Here is a 22,064-nt window from a genome sequence, read left to right as displayed (position 1 = left end):
TCTTAATATATCAATTAATCCATTATTTAGAAATAGATGATATACTTTTATTTTTTATGGACTATAAGAAAAGAAGAAATTCAAATGAATATAGCTAAACCGCATAAAAAGAAGATATGAAAACCTAATCTCATATCTTCTTTTTCTCTATGCATTTACAGGTTCTTCTACATAAGAAAGGGCATTTTCAAAATCGGATATTAAATCGTTAACATTTTCAAGACCGACTGATAACCGAAGTAATGAATTAGAGATTCCTCTTTTATCACGAGCTTCTTGCGACAGTGCTGCATGTGACATTTTTGCTGGATAAGAAAGAATTGACTCTACAGCTCCTAAACTAACTGCAAAAACAGGCAATTTTACTTTTGATAAAAATTTGCGGAGTGCATCTTCTGACTGCAAAGTAAACGATAAGACCGCTCCAGCTGATGTTGCTTGAGATTGTTGAATATCAAATCCGAGATGAGTTTGTAATCCCGGATAATAGACATTTTTTACTTTAGAGTGCTCTTGTAAATAATGTGCGATTTTATTGGCATTTTTAGCTGAATGTTCGAGGCGTACATGCAATGTTTTTAGACCGCGAAGTACGAGAGAACAATCTTGAGGTCCTAAAATAGCACCGAATGCATTTTGTAAAAATCCAAGCTTTTGAGCGAGTTCTGAATCTTTTACTACTGCTAATCCGGCAGTAACATCACTATGACCAGCAATAAATTTTGTAGCACTATGAAGAACGACATCAGCTCCAAGTTCAAGTGGTTTTTGGAATAGTGGTGTCAAAAATGTATTATCAACAAAAGTAAGAGCCCCAATAGATTTTGCGAGTTTAGAAACCTCGCGAATATCTGTCACTTTTAAAAGTGGGTTAGAAGGTGTTTCTACATAAAAGAGCTTTGTATTTGGTTTAATGTTTTGTTTTATTTCTTCTAAATTGGTCATATCAACAAATGTATGTGAAACACCGTAACGGGAGAGTACCTCAGTTATCACTCGGTAAGTGCCTCCGTACACATCTTCTGAAATGAGTACGTGATCACCTTGTGAAAGAAGGAGGAATGCAGTGGAAATCGCTGCAATGCCTGATGCAAAGGCGAATCCTTTTGTTCCGCCTTCTAATAAAGCAATGATATCTTCAAGAGCTTCACGAGTTGGGTTTCCTGACCTGCTATAGTCATATTTTCCGAACGTATCTACATCAAACTGGTGAAAAGTTGATGTGTTATAAATAGGAACGTTCACAGCGCCTGTTTGCGAGTCGTGTTTATATTGGTTGTGTAGTAAGAGTGTATCTATAGAATAGCTCATATTCTTACACCTTCTTTTACGAGTTTAATTGCTTGCTTTAAGTCTTGAATTAAATCGTTACTATTTTCAATGCCAACTGAGAATCGAAGAAGACGATTGCATACGCCGTTTGCTGTTCTAATTTCTTCAGGAATATCAGCATGTGTTTGCGTTGCTGGATAAGTCATTAAACTTTCTACACCACCAAGACTTTCGGCAAATGTAATTAAGGATAAAGATTGTAAGAATGGATTAATCCAAGCTTCATCTTTAAGGCGGAATGAGATCATGCCACCTCTTCCTGGATAAAATACATCTGTCACCCCGTCTTCATCATTTAAATACGCAACAACTGCTTTCGCATTTTCTTCATGTTGCCTCATGCGAAGCGCTAACGTTTTCATACCGCGAATTAATAACCATGAGTCAAATGGGCTTAAAACTGCACCTGATGCATTATGATAATGAGCGATTTCCTCGCAAAGTTCCTTTCCTTTTGCAACGACAAGCCCGCTTAGTACATCGTTATGTCCCCCTAAATATTTCGTTGCGCTATGAAGTACAATGTCAGCACCTTCTGTTAATGGTTGCTGTATATAAGGTGTGTAGAAAGTGTTGTCTACAATAAGGAGTAGTCCGTTCCTTTTCGCTACAGTTGCGACAGCAGCAATATCAGTAACTTGCATTAATGGATTAGTTGGAGTTTCTATGAAAATAGCCTTCGTTTCAGTTGTGATAGCTTGCTCAATTTGTTTAATAGACTGTGTATTTACGTATCTACATCGAACATTCCACTTTTTTTCATGCTCAGAAAATAATCGATACGTTCCCCCGTATAAATCTTCAGATACAATAAGTTCGTCTCCAGAGCGGAATAGAGAAAGGACGAGGAGAACAGCCGCCATCCCTGAACTACAGGCATAACCTTGTTCGCCATATTCTAAGTCTGCGATCGCCTGTTCTAAAAGACCTCGAGTTGGATTGCCAGTTCGTGAATAGTCAAAGCCAGTAGATTTACCAATTCCTTCGTGACGATAAGCGGTTGAGAAATAAACTGGTGGATTAACCGTTCCGGTTGTAGTTTCACTGCGATTTCCGATTTGTGCTAGTTTTGTTTCGATTGTTGACATATGAAAATTCCTCCTTTTTAAATTGAAACATTAAGTGAATATAAAATAAAAAAAGCCTTCTAAGAAGAAGGCTTTCGGTTTGAATAGAGTCTTCTTCTCATCTGTCAAATCTTTCACAATTTGCTGGAATTAGCACCTTATTAACAAAATGTTAATGGTTGCTGAGGCGTCACAGGGCCAGTCCCTCTACCTCTCTAGATAAGAATGTTCGTATGAAATTTTTATTATGTTTTTAACTTTACAATAAAATATAACTGAATTGCAACTTTATTTTAAATAATTTTTATTTTTCCGCAAGTGTCATTGACTTTTACTTTTGTGCATGCTAAATTTATTAAAAAATTAACAAACATTGTTAAAAGGGGAACGCATTTCCTTTTAGCTACATAAATAAAATAATAAAGACAACTCTTATTGAGAGCGGTGGAGGGAAAGGCCCTGTGAAACCCGGCAACCTTCAAACGAAATGTTTGAAACGGTGCTAATACCTGCAAAACGAATGTTTTGCATAATAAGAGGAGGAACGATTATGTCCCCCTCTTCAAAGTGAAGAGGGGGTTTTTATATTGATAGAAATGAGGGAGAGTCGTGAAATTACTAGATTTATTATCAAAAGGAATTGTAATAGGTGATGGTGCGGTTGGGACGTTATTGCATTCACATGGTTTGCAAAGTAGCTTTGAAGAATTGAATGTATCTGATCCAGACTTAATTATATCGATTCATAAACAATATGTAGCTGCTGGAGCAGATGTAATTCAAACGAATACGTATGGAGCAAATGAGGCGAAATTACGTATGTATGGTTTAGAAAATCAAGTTACAGAAATTAATAGAGCGGCAGTAAAACTAGCGAAAGCATCTGTGACAGATAAAAATGCAATTTTAGGAACAATTGGTGGTATGAAACATATCGGAGCTGTTACAACGACTGATATGGAAAGAGAGTTTATGTTACTTGAACAGGCAGGGGCTTTACTAGAAGAACAGGTTGATGGATTACTATTAGAAACTTTTTACGATGAATTTGAATTACTTCATGCCGTTAAAGTATTGCGTAAGCAAACGAATATTCCAATTGTTGCGCAATTAGCGTTACATGAAGCAGGTACGACTCAAAATGGAAATGATGTCAATGAAATATTAAAGCAACTTATAGATTACGGTGCAAATGTTGTTGGATTGAATTGTCAACTAGGGCCGCTTCATATGACGGAAGCTTTCAAAATGATATCGATTCCTCAAAATGGCTATTTATCAGCATACCCAAATGCAGGCCTCCCGAATTATGTGGATGGACGTTACGTATATGAGGGAAGTCCAGCTTATTTTGAAGCGATGACACCGAGATTTATTGAGCAAGGTATTCGGTTATTGGGTGGTTGTTGTGGTACGACTCCAGAACATATTCAAAGTATGAAGCGCGCTGTTGCGAATATTACCCCTGTAATAGAAAAAGACACGATTCAAAGGCCGAAAGTCGTTCATACGCATGAGAAACGTTCGAAGGCTCACGTCACTCTAGCAGAGAAAGCGAAAAAACAAACAACAGTTGTAGTGGAATTAGATCCACCGAAAACGTTAGATACACAGCGTTTTTTTGAAGGAGCAAGAGCGTTAAAAAGAGCGGGAGCAGATGCTATTACTCTAGCAGATAATTCATTAGCATCGCCTCGTGTTTCTAATATGGCGATGGGTGCGTTATTAACGAAGCATGATATCCCAGTATTGACGCATTTAACGTGTAGAGATCATAACGTCATTGGACTACAATCTCATTTGTTAGGTTTATCGGCGTTAGGGATGGAAGAAGTGTTAGCTTTAACTGGTGATCCAGCGCGCGTTGGTGATTTTCCCGGTGCCACTTCTGTATATGATTTATCCTCTATTGAGCTTATTAAAATGATTAAAGAAATGAACGATGGACGTTCAATTTTAGGGAAATCAATTGGACCGGCGACAAGGTTTTCTGTAGGCGGCGCATTTAATCCTCACGTGAGGCACTTAAAAGCAGCGGTTAAGCGAATGGAACGAAAAATAGATGCTGGAGCGGAGTATTTTTTAACTCAGCCAATTTACGATATCAAGTTAATTGAAGAAGTGTATGAAGCGACAAAGCATTTGGAACAACCTATTTTTATTGGAATTATGCCGTTAGTAAGTAAGCGGAATGCAGATTTTCTTCATTTTGAGGTGCCGGGTATTACTCTTCCTGAAGAAATAAGAGAGAGAATGGATGGACATGAAACGAAAGAGGCAGCAATTGAGGAAGGGATCCGCATTTCACAAGAATTGGTCGACGCAGCGATGAAATATTTTAATGGTATTTATCTTATTACACCATTTTTAAAGTATGAAATTACAGAACATCTTGTTAAATATGTAAGAGAAAAGCAAGAAGTGAAAGAAGGTATTAATTGATGAAGTGTATAGAAGAAAAATTAAAAAATAGCATTTTAATATTAGATGGTGCAATGGGGACAATGATTCAGCAAGAGGATTTAACTGCTGAAGATTTCGGAGGAGAAGAGTACGAGGGCTGTAATGAATATTTAGTGGAAACAAGACCAGACGTTATTTTAAAGATTCATAAAGCTTATATTGAAGCTGGAGCGGATATTATTGAAACAAATACATTTGGGGCAACGAATATTGTACTAAGTGATTATGATCTGTCTCATTTAGATGAAGAACTAAATGAAAAGGCAGCACTTTTGGCGAAGCAAGCTGTTAAAGAAAGCGGGAAGGAAGTATATGTTGCGGGAGCGATGGGACCAACAACGAAAGCAATTAGTGTTACAGGTGGTGTGACTTTTGAAGAATTGATTGAGGCTTATACAAGGCAGGCACGAGGATTATTAAAAGGAGCAGTTGATGTATTACTCGTTGAGACGAGTCAAGATATGCGTAACGTGAAAGCAGCTTATATTGGAATTCAAGCCGCTTTTGAAGAACTGAAAAAAACGGTTCCTATTATGATTTCAGGAACGATTGAGCCAATGGGAACGACTCTGGCTGGGCAAACAATTGAAGCTTTTTATTTATCAGTAGAACATATGAAACCATTATCTGTTGGGTTAAACTGTGCGACTGGTCCGGAGTTTATGAGGGACCATATTCGTTCACTATCTGATTTATCGGAGTGTTACATTTCTTGTTATCCAAATGCAGGTCTTCCTGATGAAGATGGACATTACCATGAATCTCCATCTTCTCTTGCTGAAAAGGTGAAGCGATTTGCTGAAGAAGGATGGGTTAATATTATTGGTGGTTGTTGTGGCACGACACCAGAACATATAAAAGCAATGAAATCCGCGCTAGCATCTCTTAGGCCTCGTGACCATCATGAGAGAGAAGGACATGGAATTAGTGGATTAGAAGCACTGCAATATGATGAGTCTATGAGACCGTTATTTGTAGGTGAAAGAACGAATGTTATTGGGTCACGTAAATTTAAACGCTTAGTAGCAGAAGGGAAATTTGAAGAGGCTGCTGAAGTGGCAAGAGCGCAAGTGAAGAAAAATGCTCATATTATTGACATTTGTATGGCAGATCCTGATCGCGATGAAATAGAAGATATGGAAAACTTCTTAGCAGAAGTTACGAAAGTTTTAAAAGTACCGATTATGATTGATTCAACAGATGAAAATGTGATGGAGCGAGCTCTTACTTATATTCAAGGAAAAGCTGTTATTAATTCAATTAATTTAGAAGATGGAGAAGAACGATTTAAAAAAGTGACACCGCTTCTTCAAAAGTATGGTGCCGCTATAGTTGTAGGAACAATTGATGAAGACGGTATGGCGGTTAGTGCGGAACGAAAGATAGAAATTGCGAAAAGAAGCTATGAATTACTTACAAAGAAGTATGGGATACGCCCGTCAGATATTATTTTTGATGCACTTGTGTTTCCAGTAGGGACAGGTGATGAAGAATATATTGGCTCAGCGGCAGCGACTATAGAAGGAATTCGCCTTATTAAAGAAGCGTTACCAGAGTGTTTAACGATTTTAGGTGTAAGTAACATATCATTTGGTTTACCACCGGCTGGACGTGAAGTATTAAATTCAGTCTTTTTATATCATGCTACGAAAGCAGGATTAGATTACGCGATTGTGAATACGGAAAAATTAGAACGCTATGCGTCGATTCCAGAGGAAGAAAAACGCCTTGCAGATGCATTACTGTTTGAAACGACGAAAGAGACGTTAGAAGAATTTACAAACTTTTACCGAGTTGCTAAAAAGAAAGATGTCGTTGTGCAAGAAACGTTAACGCTTGATGAAAGACTAGCAAATTATATTGTAGAAGGTACGAAACAAGGATTACACGAGGATTTAAGTCTTGCACTTGAAGAAGGAAGAAAACCTCTTGATATTATTAACGGTCCGCTTATGACAGGGATGGACGAGGTAGGACGACTATTTAATAATAATGAACTTATTGTTGCTGAAGTATTGCAAAGTGCCGAAAGTATGAAAGCCGCTGTAAGCTATTTAGAGCCACATATGGAATCTAGTGATAGTGCGAAAAAAGGGAAAGTATTGTTAGCAACTGTAAAAGGTGACGTGCATGATATTGGGAAAAATCTCGTTGAAATTATTTTAGCGAATAACGGATATGAGATTATTAATTTAGGAATTAATGTACGTTCGGATCGAATTGTTCAAGAAGTACAAGAAAAGAAGCCGGACATTATAGGCCTTTCAGGTTTATTAGTAAAATCAGCTCAACAAATGGTAACGACTGCTGAAGATTTAAAAGCGGCAAATATTGATGTGCCCATTGTTGTAGGTGGTGCAGCGTTAACGAGAAAGTTTACAGATAATCGGATTTCACCATCATATAAAGGACTCGTTTGTTATGCGAGTGATGCGATGACGGGGCTCGATATTATTAATAAGCTTCAAAAAGAAGAAGAGCGTGAGAAGATGAAGCAGGATAAAAAAGAACGTCATCTTCATATCGTAAAAAAAGAGGAGAAGAAAGTAGAAATTCCAGCAGTAATTGAGCCATTACCAAAATCAGAGGTTATGGTGCCTGATTCAACAAAACGAATTGTATTACGAGATGTTCCCGCCCTTCATCTCGCACCATTTCTGAATAGACAAATGCTACTTGGGCATCACCTTGGATTAAAAGGAAATGTGAAGAAGCTTTTGAAAGAGGGAGATAAGAGAGCACATGAATTAAATGATTTAATAGATGAATTATTGCAGGAAGGACAATCTTGGTTAAAGCCGAAAGCAGTGTATCAATTTTTCCCAGCGCAAAGCGACGGACAAAACATTGTAATATATGATCCAGAAGATCATACGCGTGTTATAGAGCGTTTCACATTCCCTAGACAAGGAAAGGCTCCCTATCGTACTTTAGGTGATTATTTGCGCCCAATAGGAGATGAGATGGACTATGTTGCTTTCTTATCTGTTACGGTTGGGGAAGGAGTTCGGGATATTGCTGAAGAGTGGAAGGCGAAAGGTGATTACCTACGTAGTCATGCCATTCAATCGTTAGCGCTTGAATTAGCGGAAGGACTTGCTGAAAAAACACATATGCTCATTCGTGACCGCTGGGGCATTCCGGACTCACCTGAACTGACGATGGAAGAACGTTTCCGTACGAAATATAGAGGAATACGAGTGTCATTTGGTTATCCGGCGTGTCCAGAACTTGCAGATCAAGAAAAGCTATTTCGCTTAATTCATCCAGAGGAAATAGGTATTTCATTAACAGAAGGATTCATGATGGAGCCAGAAGCGTCCGTAACGGCTATGGTATTTTCTCACCCTGAGGCAAGATATTTTAGTGTATTATAGTCTAGAAGGGGGAGACGTATGAAGAAAATAGTCTTTACAGGTGGCGGTTCGGCAGGACATGTAACACCTAATTTAGCCATTATCCCATATTTACAGGAAGACAACTGGGATATCTCTTATATTGGTTCTCACCAAGGTATTGAGAAAACGATTATAGAAAAGGAAGGCATTCCCTACTATAGTATTTCGAGTGGAAAGCTACGTCGTTATTTTGATTTAAAAAATATAAAAGATCCTTTTCTTGTAATGAAGGGTGTTATGGATGCGTATGTAAGAATTCGAAAACTAAAACCAGATGTGATTTTTTCAAAAGGCGGTTTCGTATCTGTACCAGTCGTAATTGGCGGATGGCTAAATAGAGTACCAGTTTTATTACATGAATCTGATATGACGCCAGGACTAGCAAATAAAATTGCGCTTCGTTTTGCTTCGAAAATATTTGTTACATTTGAAGAAGCAGCGAAACATTTACCGAAAGAAAAAGTAATATATACGGGGTCTCCTGTACGTGAAGAAGTGCTGAAGGGAAATCGTGAAAAAGGTTTAGCGTTTTTAGGTTTTTCACGTAAAAAGCCAGTTATTACGATTATGGGAGGCAGCTTGGGCGCGAAAAAAATTAATGATACGGCTCGAGAAGCATTACCAGAACTTCTTAAAAAGTATCAAATTGTTCACCTTTGCGGAAAAGGTAACCTTGATGAAAGTTTACAAAATAAAGAAGGATATAGACAATTTGAATATGTACATGGAGAACTGCCAGATATATTAGCGGTAACAGATTTTGTTATTTCACGCGCGGGCTCCAACGCAATTTTTGAATTTTTAACATTACAAAAGCCGATGGTTTTAATTCCATTATCGAAATTTGCAAGCCGTGGAGATCAAATATTAAATGCAGAGTCCTTTGAAAGACAAGGATATGCCTCCGTATTATATGAAGAAGATGTAAATGTAAAATCTCTTATAAAGTATGTCGAAGAATTAAATCAAAATAATGAGAAGTATAAAACAGCACTAAAAAAATATAATGGAAAAGAAGCAATTAAAACAATCATTCAAAATATTTCAGAGGCATGATGAAATAATCATGCCTCTTTTAGTAGGGTGAAAGATTCCAAGAATTGATATTTTTATGTTACAATAAAGTGAAACTTTAATCAGTTGGGTGCATCCCACATCTAACTTCTTTACTGTTACTGAATTTTGAGGAGGGAGTCTTACTGCCCTCAAATAGCGGGATAACAAATGGGTTAATAGGGAAATTCCAATTAATGAGGCGTGAAAATACGAATGGATTAGGAGTGACTGTGTTGGAGCTAAGTCTCTATGAAAATACTGCACTTATTATATGCTTTGTGTTGTACGTTGGTAGTGTTATTGTTTATATTTCAAGGAAATTTTCGCAAGAAAGAGAGCTTGAAAAGTCGGAGATAACAGCTGAACTAGAAATGTTAGCTGATGAAAGTTATAAAAAACAAAAAATAAAAGAAGACCATGAAGCATCCCATCATTTAAACGCAAATAAGTTTTAAAGATGGGGATTTTTTTTGAAGTTGTTCTTTATTGTAGCTATAACAAATAACGCTAAAAAGGAGTTTCCCTATACATAATGAAGGAGTGTATATAAATGAATTTTTATATCGCCTCAGGTTTCCAAAATAAACATCTTGTACGTTCCGTAGCAAATGAACTGAAACATGCAGGATGGCACCATACATATGATTGGACCAAAAACGAAAAAGCAGCAAATGAAGAACAATTAAGAGAAATTGGTCAGGCAGAACAAAATGCTGTAAAAGAAGCGGATGTATTTTTACTTATATTAGATGGCGGAAATGGGAGCCATACAGAGTTTGGAATGGCGATTGCACTAGAGAAAACGATATATGTATATCATGCAGGAAGCCCGCTCCAAACAACGTTCTATCACTTGCCAGAAATAAATATTTTTGAAGGAGATGTAGCTGAGTTTGCATCTTATGTTATGAATCATATGAAATAATAGTAACTACCTAAAAGGTTATAAAAGTGATCTTTTGGGTACAGTGATGATAAGAAACGTATATAAAGGAGTACATAATATGAAATTAGAAAATGGATGGGAAACGAGCTTTTTAGAAGTCGTACAAAATAGTGAATTTAAGAAAGAGGCACTTCTTAGTCAATTGCTTTGTCAGGATAGTGAAGAAGTAGAAGAGCTTGTGGATGATTACGGCTACGAAGAACTTGTTGAACGTGAACATGATGATGAGTTAGCTGAAATCTTAGGAGAAGAACTTTTTAGTGAGATGGAACGCCAAGTATTCTTATCTTCAAACCCAGAAGAAAAATTGATTTCATTCGTCAATGGATTAGGTTTTCATGTGTTAGATTGGATCGTTCTTCTTGAAACAGAATTTGGCATTGATAGTGCAAACTTTACATCAGATGCTGTGAAGGTGTTAGAAAAGCGTTTCAGACAGTTTCCATACATAGAGGACAAGACAATTTTTGATATGACATTTGGAGAATCGATGGATGTATTAGAATCTGTTACAGGATTACAACTAAAGGAAAAGATGAACGTATAATGAAAAAAGAACGTGATTGGATCACGTTCTTTTTTTACATAATAATAATTTTATCATCTAGTTTTGTCTGCCCGGTAAGAAGTGCGTTTAAATATTCCACTTTTCTTATACAAGCTTGTATATGTCTTTCAATCTCTTGTAACTCTGCTTGGTGATGTGTTTCAATTGGATGAATTTGTACGTTGAATTTTTCAAATTGACTACTATATGTTATTTCTGCATAGCCGCTCATAATATCGGTTTCGTTATGAAATAAAAATTGCCTCGTTTTGTCACAGAATGATACATCCTGAAAGCCATATACTTTTAATGCTTCAATTACTTTTTTAATCATTTTTGTATTCATTTTTTAACCCTCTTTACGAAGTTCTACTTATATATTATAACATAAAAAATTACATAGAAAGCGCTTCCAAGTGTATTTTATTATAAACTTTACGTTTCAATCACAAAAATGAAACAAAGAAAAAATAATTGTAAAGAAGGAAGGACTCTTTTATTGTTTCGTCATATATATAGAGAAATAGTGCAATGAAAGGAAATTTTCCGAGGTGGAGATCGTATTTCCAATTTGAGCGCAGTAAAAGAGGTGAGAATTTTGAACTTTGATATTGTAGGACAAAAAGCATATATAAAAGATGGACCGCATCGGAACCGAATTGGAATTGTAAAGAAAAATGAGACAAAATTAGCATCGCAGTTTGCTATTGTAATTGGAGAACAAGTCATTGATGTAGAGCTAAAGGATATCGTGTTAGTTGGAGTAGACGTAGGACAATTTCATAAATGGTGCGAACAAAATGGTTATTTGTGAAAAGGACGGGCTGTGAGATAATGAAATATATTTGAGGAAAGAGGATATGTTATTGTATTCTCTTTTTCTATGTTTAAGGAGGCGAAAATGAAATATAAAGAACAGGAGTTTACGTTGGAGTTAAAAGAGAACATTCAATGTATGGAGAAGGAAATAGAGCGAATATCACTTAAACTGCATAAAGAGTATTCACATTTATACATAGAAAAACACATGGAATTAGATATGGGATTTGCAAGAGAAAAAGAGAATTCCTTTGAGGTGGGTTATTATTCATCAGTTGCTATAGCTATATTAGATGAAGAAAAAGAGCTGATTGGATTTCATAATATTCCAATTTGGAAATGTGAAAGAATCTTTTTAGGAATGCCAATTCAATCAAACATTTTGGGGAGTAAGAAAGTAGGGGAACTCGCTGATGAATCTTGTTATGAGATTGGGGAAGAGTTAAAAGAGCAACTAGAAGAATACTTAGAGTGATAATTCTCAAGATAAAATCTATAAAGAGGGGACGGAATAAAAAAGACGCTAACAATTGTATGTTAGCGTCTTTTTTCATTATGAAGCAATTTCACCAGTTTTTGTATCATCTTGATTGTACGTATCTTGATCTAATTCACCAAGCCATTTACTTGAAATAAGACCTGCTGTCATAGAGCCACTTACGTTAAGAGCTGTACGCCCCATATCGATTAATGGCTCAACCGAGATAACTAGAGCAACAATACCGATTGGTAAGTTCATTGTAGATAGTACGATTAAAGCTGCGAATGTTGCGCCGCCACCAACTCCGGCAACACCGAATGAGCTAATAGCAACAACAGCGATTAAAGTTAAAATAAATTGTGGTTGTAATGGATCAATTCCTACAGTTGGAGCGACCATCATTGCAAGCATTGCTGGATAAATACCTGCGCAACCGTTTTGTCCGATAGATACCCCAAATGAAGCTGCGAAGTTTGCAATTCCTTCGGAAATACCAAGCTTTTCTTTTTGCGCTTCAATATTTAATGGCATCGCACCAGCACTAGAGCGAGATGTGAATGCAAATGTTAATACAGGGAACACCTTTTTTAAATATTGAATTGGATTTAAACCAGATAGCGCAATTAATAATAAGTGGATAACGAACATTACGATAAGTGCTACGTAAGACGCTAACACGAAGTTGCCAAGTTTTAAAATAGCATTTATGTCGCTACCAGCAACTGTTTTTGCCATAAGAGCTAATACGCCGTATGGAGTAAGGCGTAAAATTAATGTTACCATACGCATTACGATTGCATATACAGCATCAAGCATCTTCTTAAATAGCTCTGCTTGTTCTGGATATTTTCGTTTTACACCTATAAAGGCAATGCCGATAAAGGCTGCAAATATTACGACAGAAATTGTTGATGTTGGACGAGCGCCTGTTAAATCAAGAAACGGATTTGTAGGTAATAGCTCTAATAATTTATCTGGAATTGTTGTCTTTTCAATAGAAGTAAATCTTTCTTCAACTAGTTTCAGACGAGCAGATTCTGCATCACCTTGTTGTAGGCCGGTTGCAGATACATCAAATCCTGCACTTGCAGCGATACCGACAGCTGCAGCGATTCCTGTAGTAAGAATTAAAATACCGATAATAAGGCCACTAATTTTACCAAGGTTTTTCGTTAACTGTAATTTTGTAAATGCTGAAATAATAGATACTAAAATAAGTGGCATAACGATCATTTGAAGTAATTTTACATAACCGTTACCGATTAAGCCAAACCAAGTATTTGATTCAATAATTACTTTAGAAGTTGGCTCATAAATAAATTGTAATATAAGACCGAATAAAATTCCGACTCCTAAAGCGGTAAATACACGTTTATTAAAAGATACATGCTTACGTTGCATATAATATAATACGCCAACTAAGATGAGCATGACTGCAACGTTAATTCCGACAAGCAGTGTATTCATGTTGATTCCCCCTAATTCCAATCTGTTATATAGAATATAAGGTAATAAAACCTATAAGTCAACTAGGAAATTCCGGAATTAAAAAAAAGATGGCAAAATGCCATCTTTTAATGTCCAGCCCCAGGCACAAGTAAGAATGTCGTGTAGTATGTAAATCCTATGAAGAAAACAGTTAAATATGCCCCAAATACGTATATATACATACGCTCTGTTAATTTTAAATAGCTTAAAAGTACGAAGAAACCTGTTTGTCCTAAAAATAGTAGTGCGGCCGGTTGCATATCCCCTACGTAAAACATAACCGAGAAAATTCCAGTCCAAAAGCCGAGAACGCGAAACATGCGCTCCATGCCATCTCCCTCCTTTTCTAAAAAAAGTAAACCTCACCTCATTATAGTTTATTTTTCTTACTATTGTAAATATTCGTTCATATAAAAAGAAGCCAATTATTATTGGCTTCTTTTTATATGAAAAATTAAATTGTTAGTTTATAATTACAAGATTTACATCCATCTAATAGACTATCATTTCGAGTTAATTCCATGTTAGGGAATAGGATTTCAAAAATCCCTTTCATCATATCTCCGTGCATGTTACAAATTTCAGTTGGATGATGAACAGCAACTTCTTTAAATGGACAATTGTGTACATCATAGAAAATTTTTGTTCCATCTGCACTTAATTCAAATGCAGGTGATAAGCCAGCTGTTGAGAAAGCTTCTTTTGCAATTTGAACTTTTTGTTCCACTGTTAAAGCATCTTCACTCACATTTAAACGTTGCATATGTTGTTGCATTAATTCAGCTCCGAATTGTTTTCCTGTTTCGTATAGCGCTTTCTCACCAGCAGCACCAAGACTAAGTAAAGAATTAAATGCGATTCTTGCTAACAATTGATAATCACGGAATGGAAATTGTAATTGGATAACATCTTCAGATAAGACATACAATCTGCTCGGTCGTCCGCCTTTTCCAGTTTTCTTCGTTTCCGATTTTAGCATATGAACATCTTCTAATTTAGATAAATGTAAACGCGCTACGTTTGGATGAATGTCAAACTCATCTGCAATTTCTTGTACCGTTACGTAACTATGTTTTTGCGAAATATATTTATAAATGTAATAACGAGTTGGGTCAGATAATACACCTGTAATTTTTAAAGCTTGTTCCATGAGGATCTCCACCTTTATCACTTTATCCAAGATAATAACATTATAATACAGATAAACATGAGTATAGGTAATTTCAGACAATAATTCGGAAATTGTTCATAATTTCACAAACATATTTTTCCTTTTTCCTCTATTGAAAATACAAAAGTCCAAATTTTTATTGCGCATGTTTTCATGCTATATACATAGTGAGGAGGGAAAAGTGATGAATGGGATTGAAATTTTTGCGAATGCAATTTTAAAAGAAGCGTGTAGGGTACAAGCGTCAGATTTACATATTGTGCCCCGGCAGAAGGATGTAGCGGTTCAACTACGTATAGGAAAAGATTTAATGACGAGACAGTGTATTGAAAAGGAATTTGGAGAAAAACTTGTCTCACATTTCAAATTTTTAGCATCTATGGACATAGGCGAGAAACGGAAGCCACAGAATGGTTCGTTGTATTTGCAAATTGATGGACAAGAAGTGTATTTACGGCTTTCAACACTTCCAACAGTATATCAAGAAAGTCTCGTTATTCGCCTTCATTTACAAGCATCTGTTCAGCCCTTATCACATCTTTCGTTATTTCCAAGTACGGCAGCAAAACTACTCTCGTTTTTACGCTATTCACAGGGGCTACTTGTGTTTACTGGACCGACTGGATCTGGGAAGACGACGACAATGTATGCATTATTAGAGGTAATTAGAAAAAAGAAAACACGTCGCATCATTACACTTGAAGATCCGGTTGAAAAAAGAAGTGACGATGTATTACAAATTCAAATAAATGAAAAAGCGGGTCTCACATATGAAACAGGATTAAAGGCTATTTTACGTCATGATCCAGATATTATTTTAGTCGGTGAAATCCGTGATGAAGAAACAGCAAAAATAGCTATAAGAGCAAGTTTGACAGGACATTTAGTAATGACAACACTGCATACGAATGATGCGAAAGGAGCAATCATTCGCTTCATGGATTATGGTATAACGAAGCAAGAGATTGAACAGTCTTTATTGGCTGTAGCTGCACAGCGACTTGTCGAATTGAAGTGTCCGTTTTGCAGAGGAAAGTGCTCAACTTTATGTAAATCAATGAGGCAAGTAAGGCAGGCTAGCATATATGAGCTACTATATGGATATGAGTTAAAACAAGCGCTTAAAGAAGCTGGTGGAGAATGTGTTACTTACAAACATGAGACTTTAGAATCGTCAATACGAAAAGGATATGCTTTAGGTTTTTTAGAAGAAGATGTTTATGTTTAAGAAAACTTGGAGTTTAAGTGATCAAGTAGTATTGTTGAAACGTTTAGGAGAATTATTAGAAAAAGGCTACTCTCTTTTACAAGCATTAGAATTTTTACAGTTTCAATTACCTGTAGAAAAGAAAGTACAATTGCAGCGCATGATTGAGGAGTTAAAAGATGGGAAAAGTCTACACGATTCTTTTCATCAGTTAAAGTTTCATCAGGACATGTTAAGTTATTTATTTTATGCCGAGCAACATGGTGATATTTCTTTTGCTTTGCAACAAGGAAGTGCACTTCTTTATAAGAAAGATAAGTATAGGAGAGACATGATGAAAATAATGCATTATCCTATGTTTTTGATGTTTTTTCTACTAATCATGCTCTTTATTTTTAAACTCATTTTATTACCTCAGGTTGAAATGGTTTATAGTTCGTTCGGTTCTAATACACCACTACTTACAGAAAAAATTTTAAGTGCAATAAAACTGCTACCTTACATTATTTTAACCGCTATTTTAACTGTTATTATTGGAGGTATTTTATACATGTTATATTTTAGGAAACTTCCACATATTAGACAGGTAAAAATTATGCTTCGTATTCCCCTCATCAAAACATTTCTTATTTTAAAGCATTCACATTATTTTGCTACTCAGTTGAGTGGTTTATTAAATGGTGGACTATCAGTATGTGAAGCTTTAACAATAATGATGGAGCAAAGATATCATCCGTTCTTTAAATATGAAGCGAGCCGGATTGAAAGACAATTAATTGGAGGAGAACAGTTACAATCTATCATTGCTAAAAGTGGGTATTACGAGAAAGAACTTTCTTATGTTATTACGCATGGACAAGCAAACGGCAATTTAGGGATTGAATTAGGTGACTATAGCGATCTTATTATGGAAAAGATGGAACGGAAAATTAAACATATGTTAGTTATCATTCAGCCTATTTTATTTACATGTATTGGAGGAATCGTTGTCCTTATGTACTTAGCGATGATTATGCCGATGTTTCAAATGATGAATTCTATTTAGGGGGCATTTGTATGCAGAATGAGGAAGGGTTTACTCTGTTAGAGATGCTATTAGTAATGGTTGTCATAACTATATTATTACTATTAATTATTCCGAATGTAGTTACACAGCGCTCATCGGTCCAAGGAAAAGGTTGTGCAGCTTACGTGAAATCTATAGAAGCGCAAATACAAGTATATCAATTACAACATAATAAAATTCCATCGTTAAAAGAACTGACAGATGAAAAGTATATTACAACTGATAAGTGCCCGAATGGCGACTCTATTCATATTTCAGATGATGGCGCAGTATCAATTAGGGCATTGTGAAACAACAGGGGTTTACTTTTTTAGAAATGTTACTCGTTTTATTTGCTATTTCTGTATTAAGTATAGTTACGTACTTTAGTGTTCATTCCTTATACGAGCGACAAAAAGTTGAACAATTTTTGAGACAGTTTTCAAATGATATTTTGTATATGCAGCAATTAGCGATAAACCGTCAAAAGCACTATACATTACGTTGGCATAAAGATAGAAATATGTATGCTATAAAAGAGTCAGGTACAAAGTATTATATCGTCAAGCGAGAGTATGAAGAAGATATACAAATTGATTTGCATACGTTTCCAAATCCGATGACATATAATCCAAGTGGAAATATTAATAGAGGTGGTACGATTATAATTTCGTATCGAAATTATAAATATGAAATTGTATTTCAGCTTGGAAGAGGGAGATTTACGTATCGTGAAATGTCAAAAAGGATCCATAATGGCTGAAATGATTGTATCGTTAAGTGTTTTAATGATGGCTGTATCGTTACTACTACCGCAAACAGTATTAGTTATGCAAGAAAGAAAAAATATACAAATTCGTTATAAGGCAACTGGATTATTAAAAAAAGAAGCAGCTATATATATGTATGGAAATGAAGACAAGCGAATAATAGAAAAGAATATAAATGGAATTGTGTATTACACATATTGGGGAGGCAATGAAGTTTGTACTATGTGGAGAGATGTGAAAGACAGAATGATGGAACAATGCTTTTATGTAGGAGAAAAAGTAAATTAGAATTTGGTTTTTCATTAATAGAAATGATTGTATGTCTGTTTCTATTATCAATATTTTTTTTGCTCTTTCCCCGCCTACATTTCATTGAAATGGAAAATAAACAGTCGAAAGGGTTAAATGATTGGGAGTGGGATGTGTATTTAGGGCAAATGCAATTGGAGTTTCGTGAAGTATCATCTGGAGAACAGCTAGCATTTGAAAATGGAGAAAGTATTTTACGATTCCGATCGCGTAATGGGAGTGAAGTATCGTATGAAAAAGAGAATAGTCGTCTTATAAGAAAGGTAAATAGGCGCGGGAGGGAAGTTGTTTTACAAAATATTGGAACGGTTTCTTACAAACTAACACCTCATGTACTCATTATAAATGTGAAAGATACTAGTGGGAAAATATATGAAGGTGTAGTTATGCGATATAGCGAAATAGGAATAAACGTATGAGAAAGCAAAATGGATTTACAATGCCTGGAACGATTATCTTTCTTATTTTATTAACTTCTTTTTTTATATACGAAACAAATATGTTGTTTACAAATAAAAAATTTTATATAGAAATAGAACAAAAGTTTTTATTGGATGAATTACTTAACCGATCTATTACAGATATAAAAAAAGATTTACAGCAAAAAGAAAAAGAAGGTACATTTTTCTTTCAGTATGAAAAGGGAGAAGCGAGTGGAAATTATGTCTTTGAAAATGATTTAATTCTCGTTACGTTGCAGTGCACACTCAAACAGGAAGCTTTCTATACGGTAGGTTTTCGGTATAGAAAAAAGGATGGGAAAATAGTCGATTGGATAGAAGGATAATATGTAAAATATATGTAAATAAATCAAGGTTTCCTATTGTAAATTAAATTGATTTTTTAGAAGAAATGGATAAATATAATGATTAAAAGTTTAAATTTTCTCAAAAAAGAGAAAGGTAGAAAGAATATGATATATTCATGCTATCCAATCATTATTTTTAGGGAGAATAGGGAAATGACAAACAACAATCAAATAGGTGAAAATAAGGAACAAACTATTTTTGATCATAAAGGAAATACGATTATGACAGAAGATAGAGAAATACACATTATTTCAAAATTTGAAGAACCTCTTATTGTCGTATTAGCAAATGTACTAAGTGATGAAGAATGTGATGAATTAATTGAAATGTCTAAAAATAAAATGGAGCGTTCTAAAATTGGTTCATCACGTGATGTAAATGATATTCGAACAAGTAGCGGTGCATTTTTGGAAGATAATGAATTTACTTCAAAGATTGAAAAACGAATTTCATCTATCATGAATGTTCCTGCGTCGCATGGTGAAGGATTGCACATTTTAAATTATGAAGTGGATCAACAATATAAAGCACACTATGATTATTTTGCGGAACATAGTAGATCAGCTGCTAACAATCGTATTAGTACGCTTGTAATGTACTTAAATGATGTAGAAGAAGGCGGCGAAACGTACTTCCCAAAATTAAATCTTTCTGTACACCCTAGAAAGGGAATGGCAGTATACTTTGAGTATTTTTATCAAGATCAATCATTAAACGAGCTTACGTTACACGGAGGAGCACCTGTAACGAAAGGCGAGAAATGGATTGCAACGCAGTGGGTGAGAAGAGGTACTTATAAGTAAAAGCGAATGTTACGTTTTGTTCTTCATAGTATAAGAACAAAACGTTTTTTTATTAAACAAAGTAGCATCTTTCGTTATAATAACAATTAATAAATGACGATTGAGAGGACAGAAAATGAAATCTATATACATAACCGGCTATATGGGAGCAGGGAAAACAACAATTGGAAAAGCGTTAAGTAAAGAACTTCAAATAGATGTTGTAGATACTGATCAAAAAATTGAAGAGAAGCAAGAGAAGGCAATTCGAAATATTTTTGCCGAAGAAGGCGAAATGGCTTTTCGGGAATATGAAAGCGAAATGTTACGTGCGCTACCAGTCCATAATGTCATTATTACAACTGGTGGGGGAATTATTGAACGAGCGGAAAATCGCAAGTGGATGAAAGAGAACGGAACTGTCGTGTATTTATATTGTGATCCGCATGTAATTGCAGAAAGGCTTCGTGAAGATACGACACGTCCACTATTTCAAAAGAAAGATATAGATGCATTTGTAACGAAATTTGAATCACGCCGAGCTTATTATGAAGAGGCTCACATTCATATCGATACGACAAATAAGTCTGTAAAGCAAATTATGAATGAATTAAGGGAAAAGATTAATGTATAAAAAAGTGGACATACTAATCAAGTAGAGGTGATGATAATATGTCTACTAATGATTATGTTCGCTTTGTGACGCAGCAGTTTGTGTCGTATATGGATGCTCCAAAAGAAGATCGAAAACAAAAGAAAGAACAACGCCGTGCTGAAAAAGAGCCATTTATGAATAAGTGGTTTGGTGTTATGCCGCTGAGTGCTGCTTTGTTTTATCGAAATGTAAAAAGTAAAAGAAAAAAATCAAGTTAAATTTTAGTCATATGTCTAGCAAAATAAAGATGCCCTAGTGTCGTAATACACTAGGGCATCTTTGTTTACTGCACGGATTCTTGTTCTTCCGTAACGGCATGTATTTTATTGTTCACCCATACAAATCCTATTCCGATACAAATAGAAATGCCCCATCCGACAGCGGTCATAATCGCTCTCATTTCACCATAGCCATCTACACCAAAAACAGAGATGAAATAAATTTTTAAAAAGCTTTTTAATATAAATTGTAGCCCGAAAAATAACGTTAAATATTGCAGTGCTGAATATATACGACTATCACGATAAAGCTCACGACTTTTATCGCGATCATGGCCTTGCAGCGCTGCAATATCTGCTGCGAAATATAACATAAGTGGTTTTTTTATAAAAATTGTACATATAACAATAATGCCGAGTACGATGTGATAATACGCATCGTTCCATAACATTCGTTCAGCTGATCCAGATAATAGATCTACCGTTGTATTAGAAATGAGTGTAATTAAAATAAAGAACCCTGTTACGTTAAACTGTTTTTCTTTTTTAAAGGTATACAGTGTATAAATAATCCCCGGAACAGAGGAAAGTAACATCGCGTAATAAGGATCGATATAAGGTTTTGCAAATTTCCAAATGAGGAATGGGATTACGAGATAAAAGACAAGATCTAATATAGCTTTTTTATTTTGATTCATACAAAGCCTCCTTAAGTCATACATATATTTTATAATATAATTTCTGAAAATTGTATAAGGTTTAATGGGAAAAGAAAAAATATATCAATTTTCGAGGGGGTAGTAGATTGAAAAAAATTGCCCCTAGCGTAGTAAGTTTTTTTAGTATATAATAAAGGAAACGCTTTCATTTTTAATTTGTTCACAAAATGGACGGAAAATCACATATTTACTATCGATATGTTGCTTTATAATGAAACTAATTAAATATACATGCATACAATATTGTGAAATAAATAACATAAATAATCTATATAAATGTAAACGTTATCAAAAGAGAGAGGTGGAGACAATGAGTAAATTTTTCTTCAATCATAATCCAGCAACAGTAGAGGATGGAAGGCTTGTTAAATATGCTGAAATTATTTATGGAGAAGGTGGCCGTTCTGTATTAGAAAATTTAATGGTGAAGGCATCTATCAGATTGCGTGATCGTTATCCGAATAAATCTGACGAGCAGATCTCGAACCTAGTAAATAAAGGCATCCATGATATGTTTCAAAAATATGTGAGCGAGTAAGAGTGGCCAATGGCTGCTCTTATTTTTTTGTATAAGGATTGTAACTCTAGCTGAAAATAAACATGTATTCTGAAAAACGTAAAAAGGAGTGGGAAAGATGAGCAATGGAATTGGACGTTCGAAAGAAAATCTTCCAACTGATGCAAATCATGTGAGCGCGAAGGATTGTGCGTATCAAAAACGCATGGCAAAGCAAAAACAACAAGAGCGTAATGAGGATAGAGAGTAACTCGAAATAAAGCTC

Annotated in this window: 28 protein-coding genes and 2 riboswitches; of the genes, 20 read left to right on the top strand and 8 right to left on the bottom strand. The window is 35.3% G+C overall.

The window, feature by feature from the left end; translation table 11 throughout:
- Nucleotides 1-147 precede the first annotated feature (147 nt).
- On the bottom strand, nucleotides 148-1,311 hold the full coding sequence (gene metC / locus ACTFR3_RS12355) for a cystathionine beta-lyase (protein WP_000122299.1): 1,164 nt from the start codon (nucleotides 1,309-1,311) through the stop codon (nucleotides 148-150).
- Nucleotides 1,308-2,420 carry a cystathionine gamma-synthase/O-acetylhomoserine thiolyase gene (gene metI / locus ACTFR3_RS12350; RefSeq protein ID WP_000103897.1) on the bottom strand — a complete coding sequence of 371 codons (1,113 nt, stop codon included), beginning with the start codon at nucleotides 2,418-2,420 and terminating at the stop codon, nucleotides 1,308-1,310. Before metI ends, metC begins: the two co-directional genes overlap by 4 nt.
- Before the next feature lie 94 nt (nucleotides 2,421-2,514).
- A riboswitch (SAM riboswitch) is annotated at nucleotides 2,515-2,625 on the bottom strand.
- A gap of 203 nt (nucleotides 2,626-2,828) precedes the next feature.
- Nucleotides 2,829-2,938, top strand: a riboswitch (SAM riboswitch).
- A 70-nt stretch (nucleotides 2,939-3,008) separates the two neighbouring features.
- Between metI and ACTFR3_RS12345 the strand changes: the two genes are divergently transcribed.
- The 6 genes from ACTFR3_RS12345 (at nucleotide 3,009) to ACTFR3_RS12320 (ending at nucleotide 10,809) form a co-directional block, all read left to right on the top strand.
- Entirely contained in the window at nucleotides 3,009-4,841 is a 1,833-nt protein-coding gene (locus ACTFR3_RS12345; RefSeq protein WP_000770352.1) for a bifunctional homocysteine S-methyltransferase/methylenetetrahydrofolate reductase, read from the top strand.
- Nucleotides 4,841-8,239 carry a methionine synthase gene (gene metH / locus ACTFR3_RS12340; RefSeq protein WP_000649674.1) on the top strand — a complete coding sequence of 1,133 codons (3,399 nt, stop codon included), beginning with the start codon at nucleotides 4,841-4,843 and terminating at the stop codon, nucleotides 8,237-8,239. Before ACTFR3_RS12345 ends, metH begins: the two co-directional genes overlap by 1 nt.
- A gap of 18 nt (nucleotides 8,240-8,257) precedes the next feature.
- On the top strand, nucleotides 8,258-9,316 hold the full coding sequence (gene murG, locus ACTFR3_RS12335) for an undecaprenyldiphospho-muramoylpentapeptide beta-N-acetylglucosaminyltransferase (protein ID WP_000724776.1): 1,059 nt from the start codon (nucleotides 8,258-8,260) through the stop codon (nucleotides 9,314-9,316).
- 194 nt (nucleotides 9,317-9,510) lie between these two features.
- Nucleotides 9,511-9,771 (top strand): DUF3966 domain-containing protein, encoded by a 261-nt coding sequence (locus tag ACTFR3_RS12330; protein WP_001250699.1) that lies wholly within the window; start codon nucleotides 9,511-9,513, stop codon nucleotides 9,769-9,771.
- Between the two features lie 95 nt (nucleotides 9,772-9,866).
- Nucleotides 9,867-10,241 carry a nucleoside 2-deoxyribosyltransferase gene (locus ACTFR3_RS12325; RefSeq protein ID WP_001012342.1) on the top strand — a complete coding sequence of 125 codons (375 nt, stop codon included), beginning with the start codon at nucleotides 9,867-9,869 and terminating at the stop codon, nucleotides 10,239-10,241.
- Between the two features lie 79 nt (nucleotides 10,242-10,320).
- Entirely contained in the window at nucleotides 10,321-10,809 is a 489-nt protein-coding gene (locus tag ACTFR3_RS12320; RefSeq protein WP_000764267.1) for a hypothetical protein, read from the top strand.
- Nucleotides 10,810-10,843: 34 nt separating this feature from the next.
- Here the strand turns inward: ACTFR3_RS12320 and ACTFR3_RS12315 are convergent, their stop codons facing one another.
- Nucleotides 10,844-11,155 (bottom strand): hypothetical protein, encoded by a 312-nt coding sequence (locus tag ACTFR3_RS12315; RefSeq protein ID WP_001093239.1) that lies wholly within the window; start codon nucleotides 11,153-11,155, stop codon nucleotides 10,844-10,846.
- A 252-nt stretch (nucleotides 11,156-11,407) separates the two neighbouring features.
- Between ACTFR3_RS12315 and ACTFR3_RS12310 the strand changes: the two genes are divergently transcribed.
- Together ACTFR3_RS12310 and ACTFR3_RS12305 are read left to right on the top strand one after the other, a co-directional pair.
- Nucleotides 11,408-11,623, top strand: a complete 216-nt coding sequence (locus ACTFR3_RS12310; RefSeq protein ID WP_001008327.1) for a DUF3912 family protein — start codon at nucleotides 11,408-11,410, stop codon at nucleotides 11,621-11,623.
- A gap of 87 nt (nucleotides 11,624-11,710) precedes the next feature.
- The gene (locus ACTFR3_RS12305) at nucleotides 11,711-12,103 is read left to right on the top strand and encodes a hypothetical protein (protein WP_440044451.1); all 393 of its coding nucleotides are present in this window, start codon (nucleotides 11,711-11,713) and stop codon (nucleotides 12,101-12,103) included.
- Nucleotides 12,104-12,181: 78 nt separating this feature from the next.
- Here ACTFR3_RS12305 and ACTFR3_RS12300 read toward each other — a convergent pair whose 3' ends face one another.
- From ACTFR3_RS12300 to ACTFR3_RS12290, 3 genes are all read right to left on the bottom strand, one after another.
- Complete coding sequence (locus tag ACTFR3_RS12300; protein WP_001094345.1) at nucleotides 12,182-13,576, bottom strand: L-cystine transporter; 1,395 nt, start codon at nucleotides 13,574-13,576, stop codon at nucleotides 12,182-12,184.
- 107 nt (nucleotides 13,577-13,683) lie between these two features.
- Nucleotides 13,684-13,926, bottom strand: a complete 243-nt coding sequence (locus ACTFR3_RS12295; RefSeq protein WP_000440716.1) for a DUF2626 domain-containing protein — start codon at nucleotides 13,924-13,926, stop codon at nucleotides 13,684-13,686.
- 125 nt (nucleotides 13,927-14,051) lie between these two features.
- Nucleotides 14,052-14,747, bottom strand: a complete 696-nt coding sequence (locus tag ACTFR3_RS12290) for a helix-turn-helix transcriptional regulator (protein ID WP_000434125.1) — start codon at nucleotides 14,745-14,747, stop codon at nucleotides 14,052-14,054.
- Nucleotides 14,748-14,952: 205 nt separating this feature from the next.
- Here ACTFR3_RS12290 and comGA point away from each other — a divergent pair, with 205 nt between their 5' ends.
- The 10 genes from comGA (at nucleotide 14,953) to ACTFR3_RS12240 (ending at nucleotide 20,563) form a co-directional block, all read left to right on the top strand.
- Nucleotides 14,953-15,996 carry a competence type IV pilus ATPase ComGA gene (comGA, locus tag ACTFR3_RS12285; RefSeq protein WP_440044450.1) on the top strand — a complete coding sequence of 348 codons (1,044 nt, stop codon included), beginning with the start codon at nucleotides 14,953-14,955 and terminating at the stop codon, nucleotides 15,994-15,996.
- On the top strand, nucleotides 15,983-17,020 hold the full coding sequence (gene comGB / locus ACTFR3_RS12280) for a competence type IV pilus assembly protein ComGB (protein WP_440044449.1): 1,038 nt from the start codon (nucleotides 15,983-15,985) through the stop codon (nucleotides 17,018-17,020). Before comGA ends, comGB begins: the two co-directional genes overlap by 14 nt.
- An 11-nt stretch (nucleotides 17,021-17,031) precedes the next feature.
- Complete coding sequence (gene comGC / locus ACTFR3_RS12275; RefSeq protein ID WP_440044447.1) at nucleotides 17,032-17,331, top strand: competence type IV pilus major pilin ComGC; 300 nt, start codon at nucleotides 17,032-17,034, stop codon at nucleotides 17,329-17,331.
- Nucleotides 17,328-17,783 (top strand): competence type IV pilus minor pilin ComGD, encoded by a 456-nt coding sequence (comGD, locus tag ACTFR3_RS12270; RefSeq protein WP_000813141.1) that lies wholly within the window; start codon nucleotides 17,328-17,330, stop codon nucleotides 17,781-17,783. The genes comGC and comGD overlap by 4 nt, the downstream gene beginning before the upstream one ends.
- Entirely contained in the window at nucleotides 17,776-18,078 is a 303-nt protein-coding gene (locus tag ACTFR3_RS12265; protein ID WP_103622330.1) for a competence protein ComG, read from the top strand. The genes comGD and ACTFR3_RS12265 overlap by 8 nt, the downstream gene beginning before the upstream one ends.
- Nucleotides 18,048-18,518 (top strand): competence type IV pilus minor pilin ComGF, encoded by a 471-nt coding sequence (gene comGF, locus ACTFR3_RS12260; protein ID WP_440013342.1) that lies wholly within the window; start codon nucleotides 18,048-18,050, stop codon nucleotides 18,516-18,518. The genes ACTFR3_RS12265 and comGF overlap by 31 nt, the downstream gene beginning before the upstream one ends.
- Entirely contained in the window at nucleotides 18,515-18,886 is a 372-nt protein-coding gene (gene comGG / locus ACTFR3_RS12255) for a competence type IV pilus minor pilin ComGG (protein ID WP_440044446.1), read from the top strand. Before comGF ends, comGG begins: the two co-directional genes overlap by 4 nt.
- Before the next feature lie 174 nt (nucleotides 18,887-19,060).
- Nucleotides 19,061-19,711, top strand: a complete 651-nt coding sequence (locus ACTFR3_RS12250; protein WP_000183856.1) for a 2OG-Fe(II) oxygenase — start codon at nucleotides 19,061-19,063, stop codon at nucleotides 19,709-19,711.
- A 115-nt stretch (nucleotides 19,712-19,826) separates the two neighbouring features.
- Nucleotides 19,827-20,324 carry a shikimate kinase gene (locus ACTFR3_RS12245; RefSeq protein ID WP_103622332.1) on the top strand — a complete coding sequence of 166 codons (498 nt, stop codon included), beginning with the start codon at nucleotides 19,827-19,829 and terminating at the stop codon, nucleotides 20,322-20,324.
- Between the two features lie 38 nt (nucleotides 20,325-20,362).
- Nucleotides 20,363-20,563, top strand: a complete 201-nt coding sequence (locus tag ACTFR3_RS12240) for a YqzE family protein (RefSeq protein ID WP_000106083.1) — start codon at nucleotides 20,363-20,365, stop codon at nucleotides 20,561-20,563.
- 65 nt (nucleotides 20,564-20,628) lie between these two features.
- On the opposite strand, the gene ACTFR3_RS12235 is transcribed toward ACTFR3_RS12240, so the two are convergent.
- Both ACTFR3_RS12235 and ACTFR3_RS12230 read right to left on the bottom strand, forming a co-directional pair.
- The gene (locus tag ACTFR3_RS12235) at nucleotides 20,629-21,261 is read right to left on the bottom strand and encodes a VC0807 family protein (protein ID WP_440044444.1); all 633 of its coding nucleotides are present in this window, start codon (nucleotides 21,259-21,261) and stop codon (nucleotides 20,629-20,631) included.
- Nucleotides 21,262-21,402: 141 nt separating this feature from the next.
- Entirely contained in the window at nucleotides 21,403-21,519 is a 117-nt protein-coding gene (locus ACTFR3_RS12230) for a hypothetical protein (protein ID WP_001987222.1), read from the bottom strand.
- 73 nt (nucleotides 21,520-21,592) lie between these two features.
- Here ACTFR3_RS12230 and ACTFR3_RS12225 point away from each other — a divergent pair, with 73 nt between their 5' ends.
- Both ACTFR3_RS12225 and ACTFR3_RS12220 read left to right on the top strand, forming a co-directional pair.
- Nucleotides 21,593-21,820: a hypothetical protein gene (locus ACTFR3_RS12225; protein ID WP_000032702.1), complete on the top strand. Its 228-nt coding sequence runs from the start codon at nucleotides 21,593-21,595 to the stop codon at nucleotides 21,818-21,820.
- A gap of 97 nt (nucleotides 21,821-21,917) precedes the next feature.
- Nucleotides 21,918-22,049, top strand: a complete 132-nt coding sequence (locus tag ACTFR3_RS12220; protein WP_277752261.1) for a hypothetical protein — start codon at nucleotides 21,918-21,920, stop codon at nucleotides 22,047-22,049.
- Nucleotides 22,050-22,064: the final 15 nt, after the last annotated feature.

Origin of the sequence: Bacillus cereus group sp. MYBK14-1 (genome assembly GCF_051916885.1) — a bacterium.
In the GTDB taxonomy this organism is placed as follows: Bacteria; Bacillota; Bacilli; order Bacillales; family Bacillaceae_G; genus Bacillus_A; species Bacillus_A cereus.
This window is presented reverse-complemented; position numbering and strand designations above follow the sequence as displayed.